Genomic DNA, 20,368 nt, shown 5'->3' with positions numbered 1-20,368 from the left:
CCAATAATTACAAGGTCATTTCGGCAGTGATAAAATAGATATTACGATCGTAATCAAAGCGTTCTTGTATTGATGTATTGTCAGCAATATCTGCACCTGCTCTTAGCGTCATCCAGCGCAACACTTCAAAATTGAACGAAACGCGATAAACATTGGTGGTATCTTCACGCTCAAAGCCTGTGTAATCGTCTTGTATTCGATCGTACCCGAGAGTGGTACCAAACAAGTCGCTCCAATCATGGTTCCATTTAACCCCGTAAGTGGTCTCACGAACATAATCACCAAATGTATCAGGGTCCTCACTACTGCGACCGGTATAGAAGTCAAACTGACTATAGGTCAATGGTTTCCAAGTTAACTTGGCATCCCAAGCTACACCGCTAAAATCTTCCCGCTCTTGATTATCAAATGCTTTTTTCTGATAGCCGATCCTAATAGAACCCTCAGTGGTACTGGTTGCTTCCCACTCAATACCTAACTGTAAATTTTGGGTATCACTGTCTCTATCTCCGCCAGGATCCATGACGTCATAAGCGGTTTGAATATATTGGTAATCAAGAAAAATACTAGTGGCTGCTCGAGTATCATAAAAAACGGTAGCCCCTAATTTAACGTTATCTTTATTACGGAACTGGGTTAATTCTTTAAAGTTTGTATATTCCTTAGAATCATATAAACCATTAATCCTAACTCTTGCCGGCGTTGATTTAGCGCCATACTCATAATAACCACCACCTTGAAAAATATCATAGGTAGCAGGTTCTGTTGGCAGTCCATCATCAAAGCCAAAATCGAACACACCAGTACCACGATCTTCGTGACCGTAAAAATACTTAGCTTCAAGATTGAAACGATTGCTTTGATTTAACTCTACCTGAGCGCGAGCTTTTAATAGTGCATCAAGGTAGTTATCGTCGCTACTATCGAAATAATCACCGTACTCAATACCGGCATCAATAGTATAAATGTTATTCCCATCGAGCATCTTTGCCTGCACCGCAGGGGCTACGGTTAATATCCAACTTTCTTCTTCATTTGTACTTCTACTGGCAATATTATCGTCATATTTTAAGCCTGCATTTAATGCTGGAATAAAATCAACACCGGACTCAGTGGTAATTACCCCAGCTTTTTCTTCAGCACTCACATTTGCTATCCCAGCTGAGATGACTAATAGTGTAAATATATTTAGCTTTGTTCTCATTGTTATCACCTATTCCTTTGATTGTGATTTTTAGTAAACATGTTTACCGACAAAACCTTTAAAGCATGTCATAAAGACAATTTTCACATCTAACCAAATAGACCAATTTCTTATATAAGCCAAGTCGAATTCGATTCTTTTTTCCATTTTATCAAGGGTATCGGTTTCACCACGCCAGCCATTTATCTGTGCCCAGCCCGTAATACCAGGTAATACTTTATGACGAAGCATGTAATAGGAAACTAAATGTCTATATTCTTCATTATGGGCAATCGCATGTGGTCTTGGGCCAACCACCGACATATCCCCCATGAGTACATTAAAAAATTGTGGTAATTCATCTAGCGAGGTTTTACGTAAAAATGCGCCAACATTGGTTATTCGTGCATCTCCTTTCTTCGCTTGAATAACCACATTACTGTTTTCAGTCACTGTCATTGAGCGAAATTTCCACACTTTAATTTTTCGCCCATCAAGTCCATATCTATCTTGCTTAAAAATAATAGGACCTTGGGAGTTTAATTTAACCGCGAAAGCAATAACCAATAAGACAGGACTTAAAACAATTAATGCCATAACGCTAAAAGCAAGGTCAAAACTACGTTTATAAAAGCGCATCATCCCGTTAACGGGTGACTCAAACACACTTAAGGTATCAACCTCGCCAACACTGCCTATGCGTGCATGCATTAAGTTTTTCAATAAAAAATCAGGGGTAATGAGCACATCAACTGTGCTGTCGCCTAGCGCTAAAATAATATCGGCAGTTCGCTGCTCCGCAATCATAGGTAAGCAAACATATAATTTCTGAATTTCACCTTTACGTGCAACATCGACAGCATCGTTAATAGTGCCTTTTAGGCAAGATAAGTCTAAGTTTTCAATACGTTCAGGGTCTCGATCATCGTAAAAACCAACACACTCAAAACCTAACTCATCATGTTTCTGTATTTGTTCATATAAACGCTGCCCAGCCTCCGTTAAGCCAACAATTGCAATTTTTTGGACGCTATAGCCCTTTTTACGGCGAAAACGTTTAATCTCACGAACACACAATCGCCAAGTCACTAACGATAAAAGACTTAATACATACCAGCCTCCCACCGTTACTCGTGAGTAAACTTCACTATATTTAAATACAAACAACAATAGGGTCATAAGCACAAAGGCAAGTGTTACATCCAAAGAGACGATCCTACACATGGTAGAAAACCGCCCTGAACGCCATGAGCGATAAAGCCCTAAAGACTCACCAATATAGCTATAAAAAAACAGCACCCCAATCAGCACTAATAAGTAGTCCTTATTGAAAGTAATATTATAGCTATGCATCATGATCATTAATGCGGCGGCAATAATGGCAATATCAAAGATACGCAATAAGAAACTAGAACGGGTACCGACAAATTGAAGTGTTGATGGACTTTCCATTTAGCTCACCTAATTAACTAACGATGCATTTAAATTGATGTTCAATAACTGATACAAAGTATGTTCAACTAATTGTTTAGCTTTGGATATAGAATCACTTTCGGCGTAACATCTAAATTCCGGAGCATTACCCGATGGTCGTAAATGAACAATATTGCCATTAGTAAAACTTAAGCGTAGTCCATCTGTAGAATTAACTTCTAATAATTTATTTTTAGATAGGTTTAATTGCTCAAGTAAATACTCTGGCTGCTGTAAACCTAATTTAATAATTTGTTTACTGCGTTCAGTATTAAAATCTGTCAAACGGTCGCTATGGGTAAAGCGTTGGGGTAATTGTGCTACTAATCCTGCAATAGAGTTAGAATCAGTCTTACTCAAAGCACTATGAAGTACCATCAAAACAGGCAATACAGCATCGCGAGTAGGTAGTGCAGTCAAACTATGTCCATTAACCTCGATAGTAGACCCCAGCAAGAAGCCCCCATTAGCTTCAAATCCAGCAATACGACTACTTTGCCTTTCTACCTCAGAAAACGCGGCTATCACATGGGGGGAGCCAATTTTAGTTCTTACGACTAGATCAAAATAGTGGCTTAGTTCTATGGCGGTATTACAGCTAACGGGTACAACTAATCCATCGATATCTAACGCCTTGGCGGAAAGTAACCCCAGAATGTCACCACGCAGCCAGTTACCTTGCTCATCAGCGAGCAATGGTCTGTCACCATCACCATCAGTGGAAAATAACGCATCAAGCTGATACTCGTGCGTCCACTCGATCGCTTTTTGACAATCTGCGTCACTAACTGCTTCAGTATCAATAGGCACAAAGGTATCACTGCGACCAATGGATATAACCTCGGCACCCAGCTTTTCAAAAATGAGTGGATATAAATCGCGCCCAGCACTTGAATGTTGATAAATGCCAATGCGCTTACCAGTTAACCATGGCGAATCAAATAAACTCACATAACGATCTATGTAATGATTTTCAGCAGCATTATCCACGGTAAGCAAGGGTAGTTGCTCTACGCAAGGATAATAATATTCACTATTTAAAATCGCTATTTCATCGGCTTTAGTAATCTCACCATCAGGCCGATAAAACTTTAATCCATTTCGGTCAAAGGGAATGTGGCTTCCTGTCACCATGATACAAGGAACCTCTTGGATCATCGAAATACAGGCTAATGCTGGCGTTGGGATAACACCATAATAAACAACCTTTACATCACACAGCTCTAGAGCTGCAGCACAGGCTTGTGCCATCGTAAAACTGCTTGGACGATTATCTATCGCTATTGCGATTGTGCGAACATTAAAAGAGTCTTGCATGGTGTTTAAAAAAGACACTGTGAAAGCTGCGCAGACATCAACAGTGAAATCACATACCAAACCTCTGGCACCGCTGGTTCCAAAACCGATATGACTTGAAGCTATCACTTGTTTTGAATTAAGCATTTGATACGCCTTTTGTTGCTACACGGCCATATCTGTCTTCAAAGCGGACAATATCGTCCTCGCTGAGATAGGATCCCGATTGCACTTCAATTAATTCTAGAGGCACTTTACCTGGGTTTTCTAAGGCATGGATAACACCAACAGGGATATAAGTAGATTGATTCTCAGTTAATAAAATGTCTTGTTCGCCATTGGTTACTTTCGCAGTTCCCGATACCACAATCCAATGCTCTGCTCGGTGGTAGTGCATTTGCACTGATAACTTTGCCCCAGGCTTGACAGTAATTCGCTTGACTTGAAAACGTCCGCCATGATCGATGGAGTCATATTTCCCCCAAGGGCGATAAACTTCGCGGTGGTGTTGCCACTCGCTGCGTTCATGAGTTTTCAGTTGTTCTACAATATGTTTAACTTGTTGAACATCAGCTTGTTTTGAAACTAAAATCGCATCCTTAGTTTCAACAATAACCACATCATCTAAGCCGATAGTTGCCACCAGTTTTTCAGTGGCATTAACATAACTATTGTTGGTATCTATACCAATAACATCGCCTTTAAAGACGTTTCCATGGGGATCTTTATCTTCAAAATCCCATAATGCAGACCAGCTGCCGACATCGCTCCAACCGCAATCCATAGGCACAACCACTGCATGCTTGGTCTTTTCCATAACAGCATAATCAATTGAGTCTTCGGGACTTGTAATAAAAGCCGCTTCATCGACACGAATAAAGTCTACATCATGAGTAGTGTTGACCATTGCGGCTTCACAAGCGGCAAAAATATCAGGGCTATATAATTTAAGTTCTTGTAAATAAACACTGGCTTTAAACAAAAACATGCCGCTATTCCAATAATAATGCCCAGTGGCAATATAATCTTTCGCAGTTGCTAAATTCGGCTTCTCAACAAACTGAGAAACCTCAAACCCAAGCTCATCAGCGAGTAACTCACCCCGTTGAATATAGCCGTAACCTGTTTCTGGCGCTGTCGGCACAATGCCAAACGTCACTAATTGGTTATGTTCTGCTAGGGTTACCGCTTTGGTGACAGCCTCACAAAATGCGGTCTCATTCTTAATGACATGATCTGCGGCTAGCACTAATAATAAAGGGTCTTGCCCATTGCGAACCGCATACATAGCAGCAAGTGCAATTGCGGGGGCGGTATTTCGCCCTTCGGGTTCTAATATAATTCCGCTGTTATCTATATTGCCTAAACGAAACTGCTCAGCAACAGAAAAACGATGTTCTTCATTACAAATAACTAAGGGCGCTGAATGAATAATTCCATCTAGTCGGTTCGCTGTTGTTTGCAACATTGAATGATTATCTAACAAAGTAAGAAACTGCTTAGGAAATTGCTGGCGAGACAATGGCCACAAACGAGAGCCTGAACCACCTGCCATAATTACGGGTAAAATCATATTCAACCTCGATAAAAATTATTTTTACAGTGACCAATAGGGAATTTAACGTTAAAAAAGGAGCGATGAGCGTTACCAATCACTTTAATAAGGATTAATTAATGCTTTTGATGAATGTACTTTATGAATATCGGAAAAATTTTAACGCCATTAATAACATACCGACCAAATAACCTTCTTGGTGATTGCATTAATCTAAAAAACCATTCTAGTGATAGTTTTTGAAATATCACAGGCGCTCTTTTTTCCTCACCACTTAAAAATAAAAAGGAAGCACCAACACACAAAGCCAGACCTGAAGCACCTGCCTGTTTAAGTTTTTGGCATAGAATTTCCTGTCTTGGTGAGCCCACGCAAAGAAATATTAATTTAGCAGGATTGGCTAATACAAAATCAACACACTTACCTACTTCAATATCATCATCAATAAACCCCATCGGAGGATTATAATGATTAACTGAGCGTAACTTATATTTAGCTTTTACAAAGGATATAGTTTCATCTGAGCAACCAATAACTGTTATATCAAAATCTTTTTCTGGCAAAGTCTCTATGATTCGTTTGGTTAAATCACTACCTGGAATAACATCTCCGATATCAACCCTAGCCAGCTTAGATAAGAGATTTAAAATTCGGCTATCATTGACAGTAATATCAGCTTTATCATATATAGTTTTAAAGCTTGAATCAGAGTTGTACCTGATGACATGGTCTACATTAGGCGTAACTAGCATTGAATATTCACCATTATAATTAACAATATGATGAACCAGATTATCGGCTGTAAAGTCATTAAAATTCACACCCAAAAAATTATTCTTTTTTGTAAAATCCATTTTATTCACCTTATGAAAAAGTCAGTAACTTTAATTTTGTTAGAAAAAAGAAAGACTAACCCTACACAGGTTTTTCTTGCTGTAATCAGCATCAATGCAAGTGAGCTAAAGCAATGATTCTTTAACACGCCGAAAGAGCCTTTGAAGTATCGATATCTGAACTCAGCAATGGGATCGCGATGGCCAATTAGGTTTGAGTTGCTAAACCATATATATTTAGATAACAACATTGCTCTAATGGCAAAATCAGTATCTTCACCACCATTATTTTCACTGCCAACACCGAAACTCTCATTAAAACATCTCAATTCAGCGACAATCTGACTTTTATAAATAGTGGTGTTTGAAGACGCGTTTTGAACCAATTTATAAGCAGAATGCTTTTCAATACCACCAACAGCATCTATCGGGCTGGAACAAAACTTGGTATAAAAAAGGTCGCAATCATTGGTACTTACTAACCCTTCAAAATTGAGCCAAAAACTCGTAGGATACCAGCAATCATCATCGGGAAAGGAAATGTAATCATAATCACTAAGAAGATCGAAAACTCTCTCGATAATAAAATTTCTTGCTTTAGATAGTGAAATGATATCTTTAATGTAAAAGTGTTCGGCACAATAATTATCATTATTAGCGGGTTGAATCATTTCAGTCTGAGTGTAGTTTTGAAATAAAACAGCATGAAAGAAGACGGCCTCACTACTTTGCGAGTGCAAGCTATTAACTAGGCGTTTAAAGTCTGAGTAGTTAGTTTCATTATAAACGCAAGTAGTTATAAGTAACACTTTCATAAATCAATACCTAAATAATAAATGGGTGAATCAATAACAAAATCTAGAAAACTACCATTATATATATATGCTGTATAAGTAAGCTTCAGGTTGAAATAGGTAAAGCCTAAGATCAAACAAGAAGTAAAAATACTTAAATTAGCATTTTTGTAATATGAGAGCTTAGTGCTGAAATAATTAAAGATGATAAAATAGTTAAGCCACTTAAAAGAATCATAAAAGGTTAAAAATCTTAGAGGTAAAAAAGAACTAATATGACAAAACATCAGAGCAATGAATAACACCACTAAAAAACGGTAAACATTCCTATATTTTGAGTCATAAAAAAATACAATTATCCCACTAAAAATAAAAATACTAAAATCAATCAGTTTAACAACTAGACCTCTTGATTTATCTTCGAGATCTTCATAGTGACCACTAAGGTTAAAGTATACAGCAACATAAAAAATAGATAACAACACCGTTGCCGTTAGTAATAGCTTGTATGATATGTAGTTAATATTGTACAAACAAAACAATAATATTAGTGCGGCCATCAAAACCGTTGAATTATGAGTAAACACTGAAACAATAGAGAAAAACAAACAAAACCATGGCTTTTTTATATACATAAAATAAAAAGTCAGCACAAGAAACGAACTGGCCACCTGTTGTCTGATTAAATTATATGCATTACCAAAATCATAAAACACCAACATTTGAAACAAAACCAAAGAGCAACATATCAAGACATTTACTTTTTCGCGCTTACAGATCTCGATAATCACAAAGGTTGGAATCAGATAAATCACACAGTGTACCCAGAGAATATAAGCTGGATAATATCCATTGGTCGCTTTACTCGAGATATAAACAAAGAAATGATACAGGGGCTCACTTGCTTTCAATGACACGCTAGCCAGATCATCTTCAAAAGCATTAAAAAAACCTAATTCATAATCTGAAAAATTAGTAAAGTAAGTATAATACCATTCTAGGTCGTTACCCTTTACGAAAAACTCTCGATTAAAATTGATTAAAATAAAGAAAAACACAAGCGATATAGGTAGTAGCTTTACCAATTTATAGTTGTGAGTATAAACAATCAAAAAAGCACAACAAAGAAACGATAAAAAAGGAGTAAATATAGAAAACAATATTAAAACAGCAAAAACAAATGAAAACTTAACATTTAGAATACTATCATCATCGCTATATGATAAGTGACTATCCACAAGTACTCCTTGTTAATTACTATGTTTTATTTTATAAGCCATTCTTTTTATCAATAAAGGTAAGCCTGTTACGGTTTTTAGTGCATAAAAAAATGATTTACCATTAATAAAAATAGCATTACCATCTTGCTCTATCGAATACAAAAATCTTTTGGTACCAATAAACCTTTTTTTAAAGGAGTTGAGTCTTGGCATCACTATATAATAAAAACAAAGATATTTTTTCCTATATAATATAATCGCTTTCAATCTCTGATACTCAGCATCGTCTAAATTAAGACTGTTGAGTAACTTTTCTTCATATTCAAATCTAAGCTTAACCGTCTGATAAGAACACGGTGTATTTGAAATTCGATACTCATCATGATCCACATGGATAAATGTTGGCTGCTTAAAAAACAGCACACTTAGCTTGCTTAAATGTATTTTAAGGATTAGCACATGGTCTTGGTATTTTTTACAATTATCAAAGCCACCAATTTGCATCAATGCTTTTTTTCTGCCCATAACCATAGGAGTATAACAGTTACCATCTTCGAGTAATTCAATCGGAGTGGTTCCCTTGAAGTGGCAGAAATCTAACTGATATTTTTTCCCATTAAACTTAGAGTACATATCACTGCAACAAATATCGTACTCGCTGTGCTCATTAAAAAATTGAAGTTTAGCTAAGGTTGCTTCAACAAGCAGCATATCGTCATCATCTAAAAAAGTGACGATTGAGCTTTTGGTTAATTCAATCCCTTTATTACGTGCTATACAAGCGCCTGAATTATCATTTAAAGCATAATATAATAAGCGGCCATTAAACTCAGGGGCTACGTTATCTATTAGTGCTTTAGTTGAAACCTGGTTAGGTGTATCTAGTCCATTATCATCTATCACCACAATTGATATATCTGGATGCTGACAAGAATGTATTGATTTTAAAATCTTTTCAGCTCTGCCATAAGTAGGGATCACCACGGTCAACTTGTTAACATCATTGTCTTTATCCAACATACTACCTACCTAACACGTAATGAGTCATCCAACTATTACTACTTAATAGTTTATCAATAACAATAGAGCCTGCGATGCCTGCTGTAAGCCCAACCATAAAAACTAAACTCGTATTTAATACATCAAAATAATTTAAAAAAATCCGGCTTGATGCCGTAAAGAACACATGGAACAAATAAATAGAAAAAGAATAAACTCCAATGTACGAAAGCCATTTCATCTTTATTTTCAATAAAAACAGAGTAAAACAAAAGCTAAATCCAATGCCAATTCTTAATGCTCTGTCATCGAAGTCAAAGTATAACGATAACCCGTAAGACACCAGTATCGCTAAACTAACAGTTAACATTTTTTGCACAGCAGAGGGGAACCTTGAGTTCATCATGCCAAATAAAAAGAATGGTAATAAGTAAAAAAAACCATCTAAAGATAAATAGTTAACATCAACGCCTAAAAGGTAAATAACGATAGAAAGAACCAAAATAAAAACAGACGTTAGATAACTATTGAGCAGATTAAAAAACTCAAACAAAGTAACTAAACAAAAAACTAAAAAAATCGCCTCTAAAAACCAATAATGGTCGACAGGAATAATATGCATAAGCCAAAAGTTTATCGTTTCTCGATTAGTCCCTGGCACATAAAACTGTAACAAAGCAAACAAAGTTCCAACCGTTAGCATAGGGTATAGCAATCTTGCCGTTTTCTTTTTTAAAAAAGGAATAAAATTGCTTTTTAAGGGTCTCATACCATATATGAGTCCTGATAAAAATGAGAAAAGCGGCATACGAATATAAATAAACACATCATTAATATCACGTAATACGCCTGAGTCTATTCTCATTCCTTGCGTAGATGAAGATCCAATTACGTGATAACTAACTAACAATATACATGCCAACCCCCGTAACGTGTCAATTTCAAGCTTTCGACTAGCCAACATAATTAAATCCTTATGTTAAAGCATCTTACGAAAACAAATTTCCTATAAATCCATTTAAAAGATAAATATTGTTCATTAAAATAATGCTATCAACTAAAAATTATCATTTCACATTCATATAAAAACAAAATAGACAATGAGCAATAAAATGAATATTTTTTATACTTGCTACTCTTTGAAGAATCTACAGCGGGTTTAGATAAAACCCTGTTTAAAATCAATCTTGGATTCTTAATATAATTCTTATATGACTGGGGAAAAAAAGGTAAATGACCTTTCGAAAACGCAAACAAGGTCGACAAAGCCAAAGGGGGATCTATTTTATCTCCTGCCAATTTAAATACTGAGATAACTGAATGATTTTCGGTATTTATTTTTTCATTTATTATGTAGGATGACTCTCTCAAAGCCACCTCAACTCTAGAAGAAACAACCTCTTTTGAACGGTTAACAGTTAAGGTACCAACACCTCTGGTCACACAATAAAAAACTTCATCCAACACACTAATTTTATTCGCTTTACTCCCTGACACTAAAGAGAACATCACATCATTAGATGCTAAAACCTCATCAAAGCGAACATTATTCTCAACTAAGAATTTACGTCTAAACACCTTGCTCCAGGGGACATAAAATTTATAGCGGATATCTTCACATTCAGACTGTAAATAGTTATCAATCAATTTAGCATATCGAACATGCCTGTCTGACTTTTCTTTTTCAACCAAACAAAAACTGGTTGGTTTAAAGTAGCAAATGTCACAATCTTTTTTAAGACCAGAACAGATAGTATCAAAAGCATTATCTACAAAATAATCATCGGAATCAGCAAATATGATAAATTCTCCTTTAGCATGCTTTATCCCAATATTTCTTGCCGCGCCAGCACCTTTATAACCTGATTCATTAGTCAGCACAGTCAAGTTTTCATAATGCTTAACCATAAACTCATCTATATAGCCAGTCACTTTCGAATGACTATTATCATCTACAATTATAACTTCCACATAGTTTTTGGAAGGTATTGTTGATAACAATTTATTCAAACCATTGATATTGTTATAGTGAGGGATAATGACTGTATATTTATAACTCATTTGCTAAGCCCTTTACCTATCTTTAATAGTGCTAAATAAACCATTAAGAACCCATTCAAATAAAATGCATATTGAACATGTAAAGTAAAACGGAGAAAAATTAAAATAAATCACTGACTGACACCAAATATTAATAATCAAAAATTAGTCGCTAATACAAAATTTGCAGCTAAAATAATTACACTGCTGATAACCCCGTAGGATATCGTACCAAATACACTTGACAGGCCTGAAGGAAAAATATGTTTACTCATTAGCAGGTAGCATTGAATAAAATTAATTGTAAAACTGATAACTATTAACCAACAAAGCGTTTCTAAACCACCTAAATATACCCCGATAACAATGGCACTTACGCTGGTGATGGCATGGTAAAAGCCGCATTTCAATAATAAATCTGCTCTACCCGCAGCTTGATAGAAACCACCACTTGAACTAATAACTACTTGAGTTGGAATTGAAATAGAAAGAATTCTAAGCAATATAGATACATCCCCCCATTTATCACCAAGTAAAATGAACACGATTTCATCGGCAAAGATACATATTAATATTCCGACTAAAGCACCAAGCAATGACATATATTTAGTAAACTTTATATGTAACCGTTCAAATTCAGGAGGGTTTTCTCTAAGCTCCTTCATAACAGGTTGTATTGCCGGCGCCATTGCAAATGTTAATATTAACAGTGGGTATCTCATCAATCGATAGGCTTTATCGTATATCCCTAGGCTTGTTGCACCTAAGTACTTACCCACTAAGATATTATCTAAATTTTTTGAAAAGTAGTTTAAAAAATTAAAGCCGGCTTGATCCTTTGAAAAAGCCAATATTTTTTTAACATGGCCTAATTCTCGGCCAAAGTGCGGAATACCTTCTTCTGTATTCTTAGCGGCAAACAGTATCAAAATATATCGAAAAATTGAGACGACCAAAGGCTTTATCGCTAGCGCCCATATAGGTTCAAAATAGTCTAAAGTGAGCAGTAAAAACACAACGGAAATGATCTCTGCTATTGCTTCACATCGCGCTATGGTAATAAATTTTTTCTCTCGGTTTAGTGCAGACATCGGCACTATAACCGAGGTGTTAAACACAATACTAATGCCAACCGGAATAACTAAATATTGATATATGTCATCACCATAAAACCAAGCAATAAGTGGAGATATGATAAAGAAAATTACAGAAACCGCAGCACCCAAAACCCAAGTAAAACTGTAAATACCATCGCGCATCTGCGTTGATATTTTGGATTCATTAATTAAAGCAGGCCCAAAACCCATCTCGCTTAATAGGGCAAAAAATACAGCAAATACTTGAATAACAGCAAATATACCAAAAGTTTCAGGTGTAAATATTCGCGCTAGTATCATCATTGATAGTAACTGCACTAAATACACTAAGTATCGACCTGTTACGCTATAGAGCATTGAACTAGCTAATTTTTTCCCATTTGAAATTTCAGGCATGAATCACTTTTAGTCCTTTAACAGTACCGAGGTTAGTTGCTCTTTCGTTTCAAATATTCACAAAGTTCCAAAGCTACTAATAGTCATTGCCAAACAAATCTCGGGTATAGACTTTTTCTAATACATCATTTAAATCGGCTGTAATTCGATTAGATACAATCACATCCGCACTAGCTTTAAATGCTGCTAAATCTCGGTACACTGGTGAGTTAAAAAACGTATCTTGCTCCATAACAGGTTCATAAATAATCACCTCTATGCCTTTACTTTTAAGGCGCTTCATCACGCCTTGAATACTTGAGGCCCTGAAGTTATCTGATCCTGACTTCATGATTAATCGATAAATACCTACAGTGTTAGGGTTTCGCTTTAGAATAGAATTAGCAATAAAGTCTTTTCGAGTGGTATTAGAGTCAACAATTGCTGTTATCAGATTATTTGGCACATCAGCATAGTTAGCTCGCAGTTGTTTAGTATCTTTTGGTAAACAGTAGCCGCCATAACCAAAAGAGGGGTTATTATAATGATTGCCAATACGAGGGTCTAAACCTACTCCATCGATTATCTGCTTGGTATCTAGGTCAAGGGATTCTGCATAGGTGTCTAACTCATTAAAATAAGCCACTCTTAAGGCTAAATACGTATTTGAGAATAGTTTGACCGCCTCAGCCTCTGTCGACTCGGTAAACAAGACTTTGATATCTTGCTTTAATGCCCCTTGAACCATTAACTCAGCAAATATTTCAGCGCGTTTACTCTTCTCTCCCACAATTATTCTTGAAGGATATAGATTGTCGTACAGTGCTTTTCCCTCACGTAAAAATTCCGGTGAGAAAATAATGTTATCGCAATTTAACTTTGCCTTTATCCGTTCGGTATATCCAACTGGCACAGTAGATTTTAAGATCATCACAGCGCTAGGGTTAATCGAAGTCACTTGTTCAATAACCATTTCTACAGAAGAAGTATTAAAATAATTTGTTTGAGGATCATAATCCGTAGGAGTGGCTATAATCACAAAATCAGCACCTTGGTAGGCGCTGACTTTATCTAAGGTCGCTGTAAAGTTTAACGATTTATTTGCAAGAAAATCTTCAATTTCAGTATCGGTAATTGGCGACACCTTGTCATTGAGGAGGTTAATTTTGGACTCAATAATATCTACAGCAACAACCTCATTGTGTTGAGCAAGTAACATAGCGTTCGATAAGCCAACATAACCTGTACCAGCAATTGCTATTTTCATTTAAAAAAACACCCTTTTTAACATATAAGTTAATGTTTTGTGGTAAATTTTATCGGTAAATTCAAGAGCAAAAAATTATAATTCCACATATCTCTAGATGGCTTTAGCCACGCTACCGCACTGAATTTTAGCTTCCAGATTGCTATAAAAGTTATGAATAATTTAGCTAATAATTTACAAATTTGATTGGTTGTTAGGACGCTTCAACTTTCAAATCCAACCAGAAAACTTAGCAACAAATGAAAGTATAGACACTCACATGAATCTCGGTACAAAGTATGAAAATCAAAATTGATCTTCATTAAAGTCTACGCCATCTAAGTTAATCGGCTTCATCAAGCCCACTTAACAATGATGTTACATTGAAGCATACATGAAACCCCTGTCAGTTTTTTGAAACCCTATAACCTCAATTCAAAAATCAACCTAAAGTAGCCTAATTACTCACCTCGGTATCAAACTAAGTACTATTACTGCGAGCCAAGAGTAGTACTTTAGTATAGGTCACCCTTGCACTTGGTGGATCCTCAGAGCTTAGAACGCATCCATCTATGCCTGAGGCTGCTGTATTTTGGTGCAATGTTAACTTTAATAAACACCAACCACTTAGGGGAACTAAAGCTAGCAACAACAAAAAACGATTAAATACAATAACTAAAAATCAAAATTAAGCGTGTTAAGTAATAATTATAAAATAAGGCCATTAAATCGCCCTAAATAGCTGTACATAATTCAATCAAGATCCGTGCCAAAAACAAAGCAAGTTAGTAAGTACTAACAAACAATGTAACAATTTTGCAATAGTTTAGTCCCTAGAAATCTCGGAGCTTAAACTTAGAACACTGCATGAGGCACCTAATTAAATACGTCATTATATTGACGATCATTAAGGCCAACTTCGCTATGATGAAATTTACAGATCCCTTATTGCACATTTTTGCTACAGTTTTAGCATCTCTATGGATAGGTTGGGTGAGAAAATTAATTCATTGCGTGTTGATTTGAATTGGCAACGCTATTGGCTGTTAATACCAATAGTGTTTTCTGCTGTTTGCTTTTCAACAATGAACCACAATATTTTTTCTGGCGCGTTTTTTACTCAAATTGAACTAAAATATGGACTTAACAGAATCGATGACTTTCATAAGTGGCAATCAATTATTGAAAAGGGAGCTGAGTTTTCTGACAGTGAACGCTTGCACTTGGTTAATCAATTTGCCAATCGACATATTAATTTTGTCAGCGATATCGAACATTGGAATAAAAATGATTACTGGGGGACACCGATAGAGTCATTGGGCACTAAAGGTGGCGATTGCGAAGACTTTGCAATTTTTAAGTACTTTACTTTAAAAGCAATGGGAGTCAGCGAAGAAAAAATGCGCTTAATGTATGTTAGAGCGTTATTAATTGACCAACCACACATGGTACTTATTTATTTTGATAACCCTAAGGCCATGCCCTTAGTATTAGATAATTTGACAACAAGCATTAAAAAATCAAATCAACGGACTGATTTAAAACCAATTTACTCATTTAACAGTCAAGGCTTATGGTTAACAAAAGCCCAAGGGTTAGGTTCTACCAGGCCAACTAGTAGCCGTACAGCAAATTGGACCGATTTAATAACTAGAATAGAAAATGGTGAGTAATTATGGTCATATGGTTTTGGAGCGAATAAATGGTTAAGAATGGAATGTCGTTAAAATTACAGTTATTTCTACTTATCAGTTGCTTGTCTATTCTCAATTTTGGTTTTGGTTTGTATAACAATATCTCCAGTATGAAAGGTTACCTAAACAATCAACTTGCTTCTCATGCTCAGGGAGCTGCGCATAGTTTAGGGCTTTCAATTTCACCTTACATGCATGAAAAAGGGCTTGTTGTTGCTGAAACAATGACTAATGCTATTTTTGACTCGGGCTATTACCAAGTAATACAATTTTCAGATAATGACCACGCAGTACAATTTCAGCGCACGAACCCTTCAGTATCCTTATCAGTTCCATCTTGGTTTATTGCACTTTTTCCGTTAAATCCACCGACAATGAGCAGCGAAGTTAACGATGGTTGGCGTGTAGCTGGAACCTTAGAGGTACAATCACACGTCGGTACTTCCTATAATAGTTTATGGCAATACGCATTAACTTCACTTAGCACGACACTAGTCCAACTGTTAATTGCCCTACTAATTGCGTATTTCATTTTAAAAGCAGTTTTAACACCACTAAAAGCCATAGAGCAACAAGCCAATTTTGCGGCAAAAAAACACTTCACAACTAACTCAATTACCCCTTTCACTACAGAGCTTAAAGTTGTCGTAAATGTTGTTAACCGGATGGTTGAAAATATTCAACGGGCTTTTAATGAACAGACTACTCTTGCCGAAAGCTTAGCTAAGCAAGCCTATATTGACCCCCTAACCGAACTACCCAATAGACGTTCATTATTAAAAAAATTCGAATCTATTCAGTCTCAATTTGAACAGCATGGTAATCGGTCTTACTTAGCTTTAATATCAATGTCATCATTAAAAAGTGTTAATGATAAGCAAGGCTATGCTCATGGTGATGCCTATATTCAATTGGGAGCTGATGTCATATGCAAACACCTTAAATCAATGCATGATGCACAACTTTATAGAATTTCAGGTTCTGAATTTGCTTTGATATCACCAATGACAGAAGATGCTATAAAATTGGTCGATAAGAACTTAACTGATATTTTAGCGACTGAAGATAATGAAGAGTTTGAGTATGGTTTTGCCAAGTATGCAGTTACATGCATTGAGCCCCATGAAATGATTGTCGATACTCTCAAACGGTTAGACACGCAATTAATTGCAAATTCATATTTAGATAAAACCACAAAATTAAGCACTCTTCAGCCTAAAAACAATCACTCTCGTGAAGAATGGACTCACATTTTAACGCAATTTACCGAATATTTTATCAACGAACTTAACCACTGCAAAACGGAGGATTTAGCGCTTAAGTGCATCCCTTTAGATAAAATTTTTGATTTAATGCTTCAACCTGTCATTGGTAATAATCAATCAATTATCTACGTGGAGTCCTTTGTTCGCTTTAAACTCGAGGATGAAACTCTTCCCACAATTGAAGTGTACGCAATGGCTGATAAATTAGGCATATTACTCGAACTTGAACAGGCAGTAACTTGCTTCATTTTTTACAAATTAAGACACATAAAAAAAACGCGAATCGCTATTAACATTAGTAATAGTGCATTACAAAACCCGATATTTACCCATTGGCTATTCAATTTATATCAAAAATCACAAAAAAATCTTCCACCACTTTTGTATGAAATTAATGAGTCGAGTGTAATTCTTTCGTTAGACTCTACAAGCGCATTTATTAACACAGCTAAAGCATTAAATATTGGTATCACCATAGAGAATTTTGGTGCCAATTTAAATTCATTTCACTATATACGTAACTTAAATGTTGATTTTACAAAGATTGATCCTTGTTTTGTACATGATATAGATCAAGCTGACACACGCTTTTTTGTCCAGACAGTTACCCAAATATGCCATGGTATTGGATTAAAAGTCATCGCTGCGCAATTGGAAACAGCAGCCATGATAGGCATTTTTTCCAATATCCATGTGGATGGTCTTCAAGGCAACTGTTTGTATGCTGTTCAAAATTTGACTACTCTTATACCAGTGACATTAGATAGTTCATGGAGCTGTACTTTACAACTCAGTGACTTTTGTCCCCCATCAAACCATGAGGCAGAATAAATGTACCCTAACAAATTAACGCTCATTTTGATTGCTGCAATATCTTCAACGGCGTTGTCAGCAGGAGCATATGCTGTATCTCAAACAGATTTTACCAATGGCGTTCAGACAGCTGCTAATTCAGGGACGAGTTTAGCTTATTACACGCTCACTCAAATGCAATCATCACCTGCAGAACAAACCAATATCCTCGCTTTTGCTTTACAGGCGACTTTTGGCAAAACCGCAACTATATTAGAAGTGCTTAGTTCTGCACAAACTGCAGGAATGAACGCTGATGATGCATTGGCTATCGCTATTGCAAATGGTATAGACCCTTCAATTGTTGCAGAGGTCTTTGAGGAGACACTCACTGCCAGTGGTGGCACATTTGGAGCAGCTCCAGCGCCTGGTGCTCAAGGTTTCGGTGGTGGCTCTGGTGGTGGTGGAGTAACGGCTTCCAGCAACTAATTAGTGTTTATCAAGCACCCTTGCCTTTTATAAAGAACTTGGGTGCTTTTTTATAGCTATTATTAGTTAAAAATAACCGCGATTAAATTTAGCTCATTAACGAGTATTTGTTGCTTAAACTGCAATGAAACCCTACAAACTCATTATCATGCAAGGGGTTGGACGTATATAAAAACAATGGATTATTGTTTATTTCTAGCTAATCCTTTCAGCTAACAAACTCTCAACTAATCCTCTCAGCTAATAATCTGTTAGCAAATAATCTGTTAGCAAATAATCTCTTAGTCAGTAATCTATTACCTAACAAACTCTTAGCTAACATGCTCTTATATTGTGGCGTTAAATGACTTACGTAAAGAAAGCGTACTAACCACTAAATATGGCTTTAATTAAAGCTCTGACTCGCCATTCATTTTCCTTATCAGCCAATCCGGTAAAGCATGCCAACCACCATAATGAGGCGAAGCGTCATAGCTTTCATCACCTGATTGCCAGTTAATACTGCCGTCTTCTTGTTGAGTTACATGCCAATAAAGCAATTCTTTATTGGCCAGTAAGTAATGCTCTAACGTCAAGGCGAATTCTGGGCTCTTGATTAACACCCCAAACTCAATATTTAAAAAATCTGAACGTGGATCAAAGTTCGATGATCCAATGTAGGAATATAAGTCATCAAAGATAAAGGTCTTATTATGGTAATAAGTATCACTATGGTAAAAATGATCACTATTTTTAGCATGATCTTTATATTCATATAAATCCGCCCCCATATCTAATAACAGTGGGCGATGCTTTTCAAAGTATGCCGGCACAAACCCCGAATCATTTGATGCCGATGAATTTGTGATTAAAGTGATCTGTGCATTATTGGCACTAAGCTTTTCAATAATGGTAAATTTATTATCGGTTGGAATTAAGTAAGGCGTTGAAATTACGGCTTTCTTGGCATCATTCACCGGATCAGTCATTAGATTTTCAACTCGACTTCTAAAATATGGCTTACTGTCTTTCATCTTTTCAAGCGAATCAAAGACAGGTTTCACAACAGCTGCGGTATAACCCACTTCTGTTAAGCTCTGCACTTGCTGATTAATCGCATTCACCACTTGTTGGCGGTTTTCAGTTTGTTGCCGATAAGTTTTTTCAAACTCGGTAAATACTCCCACCTGCTTCACTTCTACAAGCATTTCGATTGGGATCAAATAATCAGTGCCCCACAGCCCATCAAAATTCGCTTCAAAAGCCTTAATGACATCACCTTTAAAAATGACATCTAAATCAAAAAAGTTTGCCTCAGTGCTATAGCCAAAGTAGTCATCGCCAATGTTTCTGCCACCTAAAATCATATTGTGACCATCAACGTTAAAGTACTTTTCGTGCAGGCGATTATCCAGCTGTTGCTGATGAATTTGAAAGTCCATCGCACGGCCAATCCAACCCATTTTTCGAGAGTCGAAAGGGTTAAAAATACGAATATCGATATTTTGATGGTGGGCGAGCTCTGCAAGCCACTTTTCATTAAACACCAACAAGTCATCAAGGGTTACTCTGACTTTTACACCGCGATCGGCAGCTTGCTTAATTTCGGCAAAAAGCATTAATCCCGACGTATCTTTATTCCATGAGAAGTAAGTCATATCAATAAAGCTTTTGGCTTGACGCACTAGCTCAATACGCCTCGCTAAGGCTTCTGGTGCAGTAGGGATTAAGTACAAATCAGCATGGTATTTTTTCGAGTCCCAATCCGTTTGAAAACCGTCCTCAACCTCAGGGTAAGACGTTGCGCAGCCAGTCACCACTATGGTAACAATAATAAAGCTAAGTACAGTTAGGCACTTAGAAATAGAATGCATGTTCATTGATATACCGTCATTATGGTTAAAAAATTACGGCTAGCAAATGCTAGCCGCCAATCAAAGCGATAAAGATAAAGCTTATTTTAGTGAGGGTGTAACAGATTCTGTGTAACTGCAATTTAGTTAATATGCTTCACAATTCTGTCTTCGAACTCAATAAT

At 36.3% G+C, this 20,368-nt stretch carries 16 protein-coding genes; 3 read left to right on the top strand and 13 right to left on the bottom strand.

Features of this window, described 5'->3' with window-relative positions; translation table 11 throughout:
- Positions 1-7 precede the first annotated feature (7 nt).
- From Q4533_RS12215 to Q4533_RS12160, 12 genes are all read right to left on the bottom strand, one after another.
- A complete protein-coding gene (locus Q4533_RS12215; RefSeq protein WP_303502826.1) occupies positions 8-1,204 on the bottom strand; it encodes an outer membrane beta-barrel protein in 1,197 nt (398 codons plus the stop codon).
- Positions 1,205-1,234: 30 nt separating this feature from the next.
- Positions 1,235-2,635 carry an undecaprenyl-phosphate glucose phosphotransferase gene (locus Q4533_RS12210; protein WP_303410612.1) on the bottom strand — a complete coding sequence of 467 codons (1,401 nt, stop codon included), beginning with the start codon at positions 2,633-2,635 and terminating at the stop codon, positions 1,235-1,237.
- A 9-nt stretch (positions 2,636-2,644) separates the two neighbouring features.
- Positions 2,645-4,099 carry a phosphomannomutase gene (locus tag Q4533_RS12205; RefSeq protein WP_303502825.1) on the bottom strand — a complete coding sequence of 485 codons (1,455 nt, stop codon included), beginning with the start codon at positions 4,097-4,099 and terminating at the stop codon, positions 2,645-2,647.
- Positions 4,092-5,525 (bottom strand): mannose-1-phosphate guanylyltransferase/mannose-6-phosphate isomerase, encoded by a 1,434-nt coding sequence (locus Q4533_RS12200; RefSeq protein ID WP_303502824.1) that lies wholly within the window; start codon positions 5,523-5,525, stop codon positions 4,092-4,094. Before Q4533_RS12200 ends, Q4533_RS12205 begins: the two co-directional genes overlap by 8 nt.
- Positions 5,526-5,623: 98 nt before the next feature.
- Positions 5,624-6,361, bottom strand: coding sequence for a WecB/TagA/CpsF family glycosyltransferase (locus tag Q4533_RS12195; protein WP_102439080.1), 738 nt, complete (start codon positions 6,359-6,361; stop codon positions 5,624-5,626).
- Positions 6,362-6,366: 5 nt separating this feature from the next.
- Positions 6,367-7,155 carry a glycosyltransferase family A protein gene (locus Q4533_RS12190; protein ID WP_102439082.1) on the bottom strand — a complete coding sequence of 263 codons (789 nt, stop codon included), beginning with the start codon at positions 7,153-7,155 and terminating at the stop codon, positions 6,367-6,369.
- Positions 7,152-8,372, bottom strand: a complete 1,221-nt coding sequence (locus Q4533_RS12185) for an EpsG family protein (protein ID WP_102439084.1) — start codon at positions 8,370-8,372, stop codon at positions 7,152-7,154. Before Q4533_RS12185 ends, Q4533_RS12190 begins: the two co-directional genes overlap by 4 nt.
- 12 nt (positions 8,373-8,384) lie before the next feature.
- Positions 8,385-9,374 (bottom strand): glycosyltransferase family 2 protein, encoded by a 990-nt coding sequence (locus Q4533_RS12180; protein ID WP_303502823.1) that lies wholly within the window; start codon positions 9,372-9,374, stop codon positions 8,385-8,387.
- Between the two features lies 1 nt (position 9,375).
- Positions 9,376-10,317 carry an acyltransferase gene (locus tag Q4533_RS12175; protein WP_102477059.1) on the bottom strand — a complete coding sequence of 314 codons (942 nt, stop codon included), beginning with the start codon at positions 10,315-10,317 and terminating at the stop codon, positions 9,376-9,378.
- Positions 10,318-10,406: 89 nt separating this feature from the next.
- Positions 10,407-11,414, bottom strand: a complete 1,008-nt coding sequence (locus tag Q4533_RS12170) for a glycosyltransferase family A protein (RefSeq protein ID WP_303502822.1) — start codon at positions 11,412-11,414, stop codon at positions 10,407-10,409.
- A 137-nt stretch (positions 11,415-11,551) separates the two neighbouring features.
- On the bottom strand, positions 11,552-12,886 hold the full coding sequence (locus Q4533_RS12165; protein ID WP_303502821.1) for a lipopolysaccharide biosynthesis protein: 1,335 nt from the start codon (positions 12,884-12,886) through the stop codon (positions 11,552-11,554).
- Between the two features lie 76 nt (positions 12,887-12,962).
- Positions 12,963-14,132 carry a nucleotide sugar dehydrogenase gene (locus tag Q4533_RS12160; RefSeq protein ID WP_102439094.1) on the bottom strand — a complete coding sequence of 390 codons (1,170 nt, stop codon included), beginning with the start codon at positions 14,130-14,132 and terminating at the stop codon, positions 12,963-12,965.
- Positions 14,133-15,196: 1,064 nt separating this feature from the next.
- Between Q4533_RS12160 and Q4533_RS12155 the strand changes: the two genes are divergently transcribed.
- The 3 genes from Q4533_RS12155 to Q4533_RS12145 are packed head-to-tail and all read left to right on the top strand — an operon-like array spanning position 15,197 to position 18,351.
- The gene (locus Q4533_RS12155; RefSeq protein ID WP_303502820.1) at positions 15,197-15,784 is read left to right on the top strand and encodes a transglutaminase-like cysteine peptidase; all 588 of its coding nucleotides are present in this window, start codon (positions 15,197-15,199) and stop codon (positions 15,782-15,784) included.
- 29 nt (positions 15,785-15,813) lie between these two features.
- Positions 15,814-17,901: a LapD/MoxY N-terminal periplasmic domain-containing protein gene (locus Q4533_RS12150; RefSeq protein WP_303502819.1), complete on the top strand. Its 2,088-nt coding sequence runs from the start codon at positions 15,814-15,816 to the stop codon at positions 17,899-17,901.
- Positions 17,902-18,351, top strand: a complete 450-nt coding sequence (locus Q4533_RS12145) for a hypothetical protein (RefSeq protein WP_303502818.1) — start codon at positions 17,902-17,904, stop codon at positions 18,349-18,351.
- A 389-nt stretch (positions 18,352-18,740) separates the two neighbouring features.
- Here the strand turns inward: Q4533_RS12145 and Q4533_RS12140 are convergent, their stop codons facing one another.
- Positions 18,741-20,210: a phospholipase D family protein gene (locus tag Q4533_RS12140; protein WP_303410630.1), complete on the bottom strand. Its 1,470-nt coding sequence runs from the start codon at positions 20,208-20,210 to the stop codon at positions 18,741-18,743.
- Between the last annotated feature and the right edge of the window lie 158 nt (positions 20,211-20,368).

Origin of the sequence: Shewanella sp. 6_MG-2023 (assembly GCF_030547195.1) — a bacterium.
In the GTDB taxonomy this organism is placed as follows: domain Bacteria; phylum Pseudomonadota; class Gammaproteobacteria; order Enterobacterales; family Shewanellaceae; genus Shewanella.
The sequence above is the reverse complement of the archived record's forward strand: the minus strand, read 5'-3'. Positions and strand labels throughout refer to the sequence as shown.

Bases quoted from the DNA above. Each gene is read 5' to 3' on its own strand.
- Q4533_RS12200 (WP_303502824.1), bottom strand. From the start codon at position 5,525: ATGATTTTACCCGTAATTATGGCAGGTGGTTCAGGCTCTCGTTTGTGG.
- Q4533_RS12160 (WP_102439094.1), bottom strand. From the start codon at position 14,132: ATGAAAATAGCAATTGCTGGTACAGGTTATGTTGGCTTATCGAACGCT.
- Q4533_RS12145 (WP_303502818.1), top strand. From the start codon at position 17,902: ATGTACCCTAACAAATTAACGCTCATTTTGATTGCTGCAATATCTTCA.
- Q4533_RS12140 (WP_303410630.1), bottom strand. From the start codon at position 20,210: ATGAACATGCATTCTATTTCTAAGTGCCTAACTGTACTTAGCTTTATT.
- Q4533_RS12150 (WP_303502819.1), top strand. From the start codon at position 15,814: ATGGTTAAGAATGGAATGTCGTTAAAATTACAGTTATTTCTACTTATC.
- Q4533_RS12155 (WP_303502820.1), top strand. From the start codon at position 15,197: ATGAACCACAATATTTTTTCTGGCGCGTTTTTTACTCAAATTGAACTA.
- Q4533_RS12190 (WP_102439082.1), bottom strand. From the start codon at position 7,155: ATGAAAGTGTTACTTATAACTACTTGCGTTTATAATGAAACTAACTAC.
- Q4533_RS12180 (WP_303502823.1), bottom strand. From the start codon at position 9,374: ATGTTGGATAAAGACAATGATGTTAACAAGTTGACCGTGGTGATCCCT.
- Q4533_RS12195 (WP_102439080.1), bottom strand. From the start codon at position 6,361: ATGGATTTTACAAAAAAGAATAATTTTTTGGGTGTGAATTTTAATGAC.
- Q4533_RS12170 (WP_303502822.1), bottom strand. From the start codon at position 11,414: ATGAGTTATAAATATACAGTCATTATCCCTCACTATAACAATATCAAT.
- Q4533_RS12205 (WP_303502825.1), bottom strand. From the start codon at position 4,099: ATGCTTAATTCAAAACAAGTGATAGCTTCAAGTCATATCGGTTTTGGA.
- Q4533_RS12175 (WP_102477059.1), bottom strand. From the start codon at position 10,317: ATGTTGGCTAGTCGAAAGCTTGAAATTGACACGTTACGGGGGTTGGCA.
- Q4533_RS12165 (WP_303502821.1), bottom strand. From the start codon at position 12,886: ATGCCTGAAATTTCAAATGGGAAAAAATTAGCTAGTTCAATGCTCTAT.
- Q4533_RS12215 (WP_303502826.1), bottom strand. From the start codon at position 1,204: ATGAGAACAAAGCTAAATATATTTACACTATTAGTCATCTCAGCTGGG.
- Q4533_RS12210 (WP_303410612.1), bottom strand. From the start codon at position 2,635: ATGGAAAGTCCATCAACACTTCAATTTGTCGGTACCCGTTCTAGTTTC.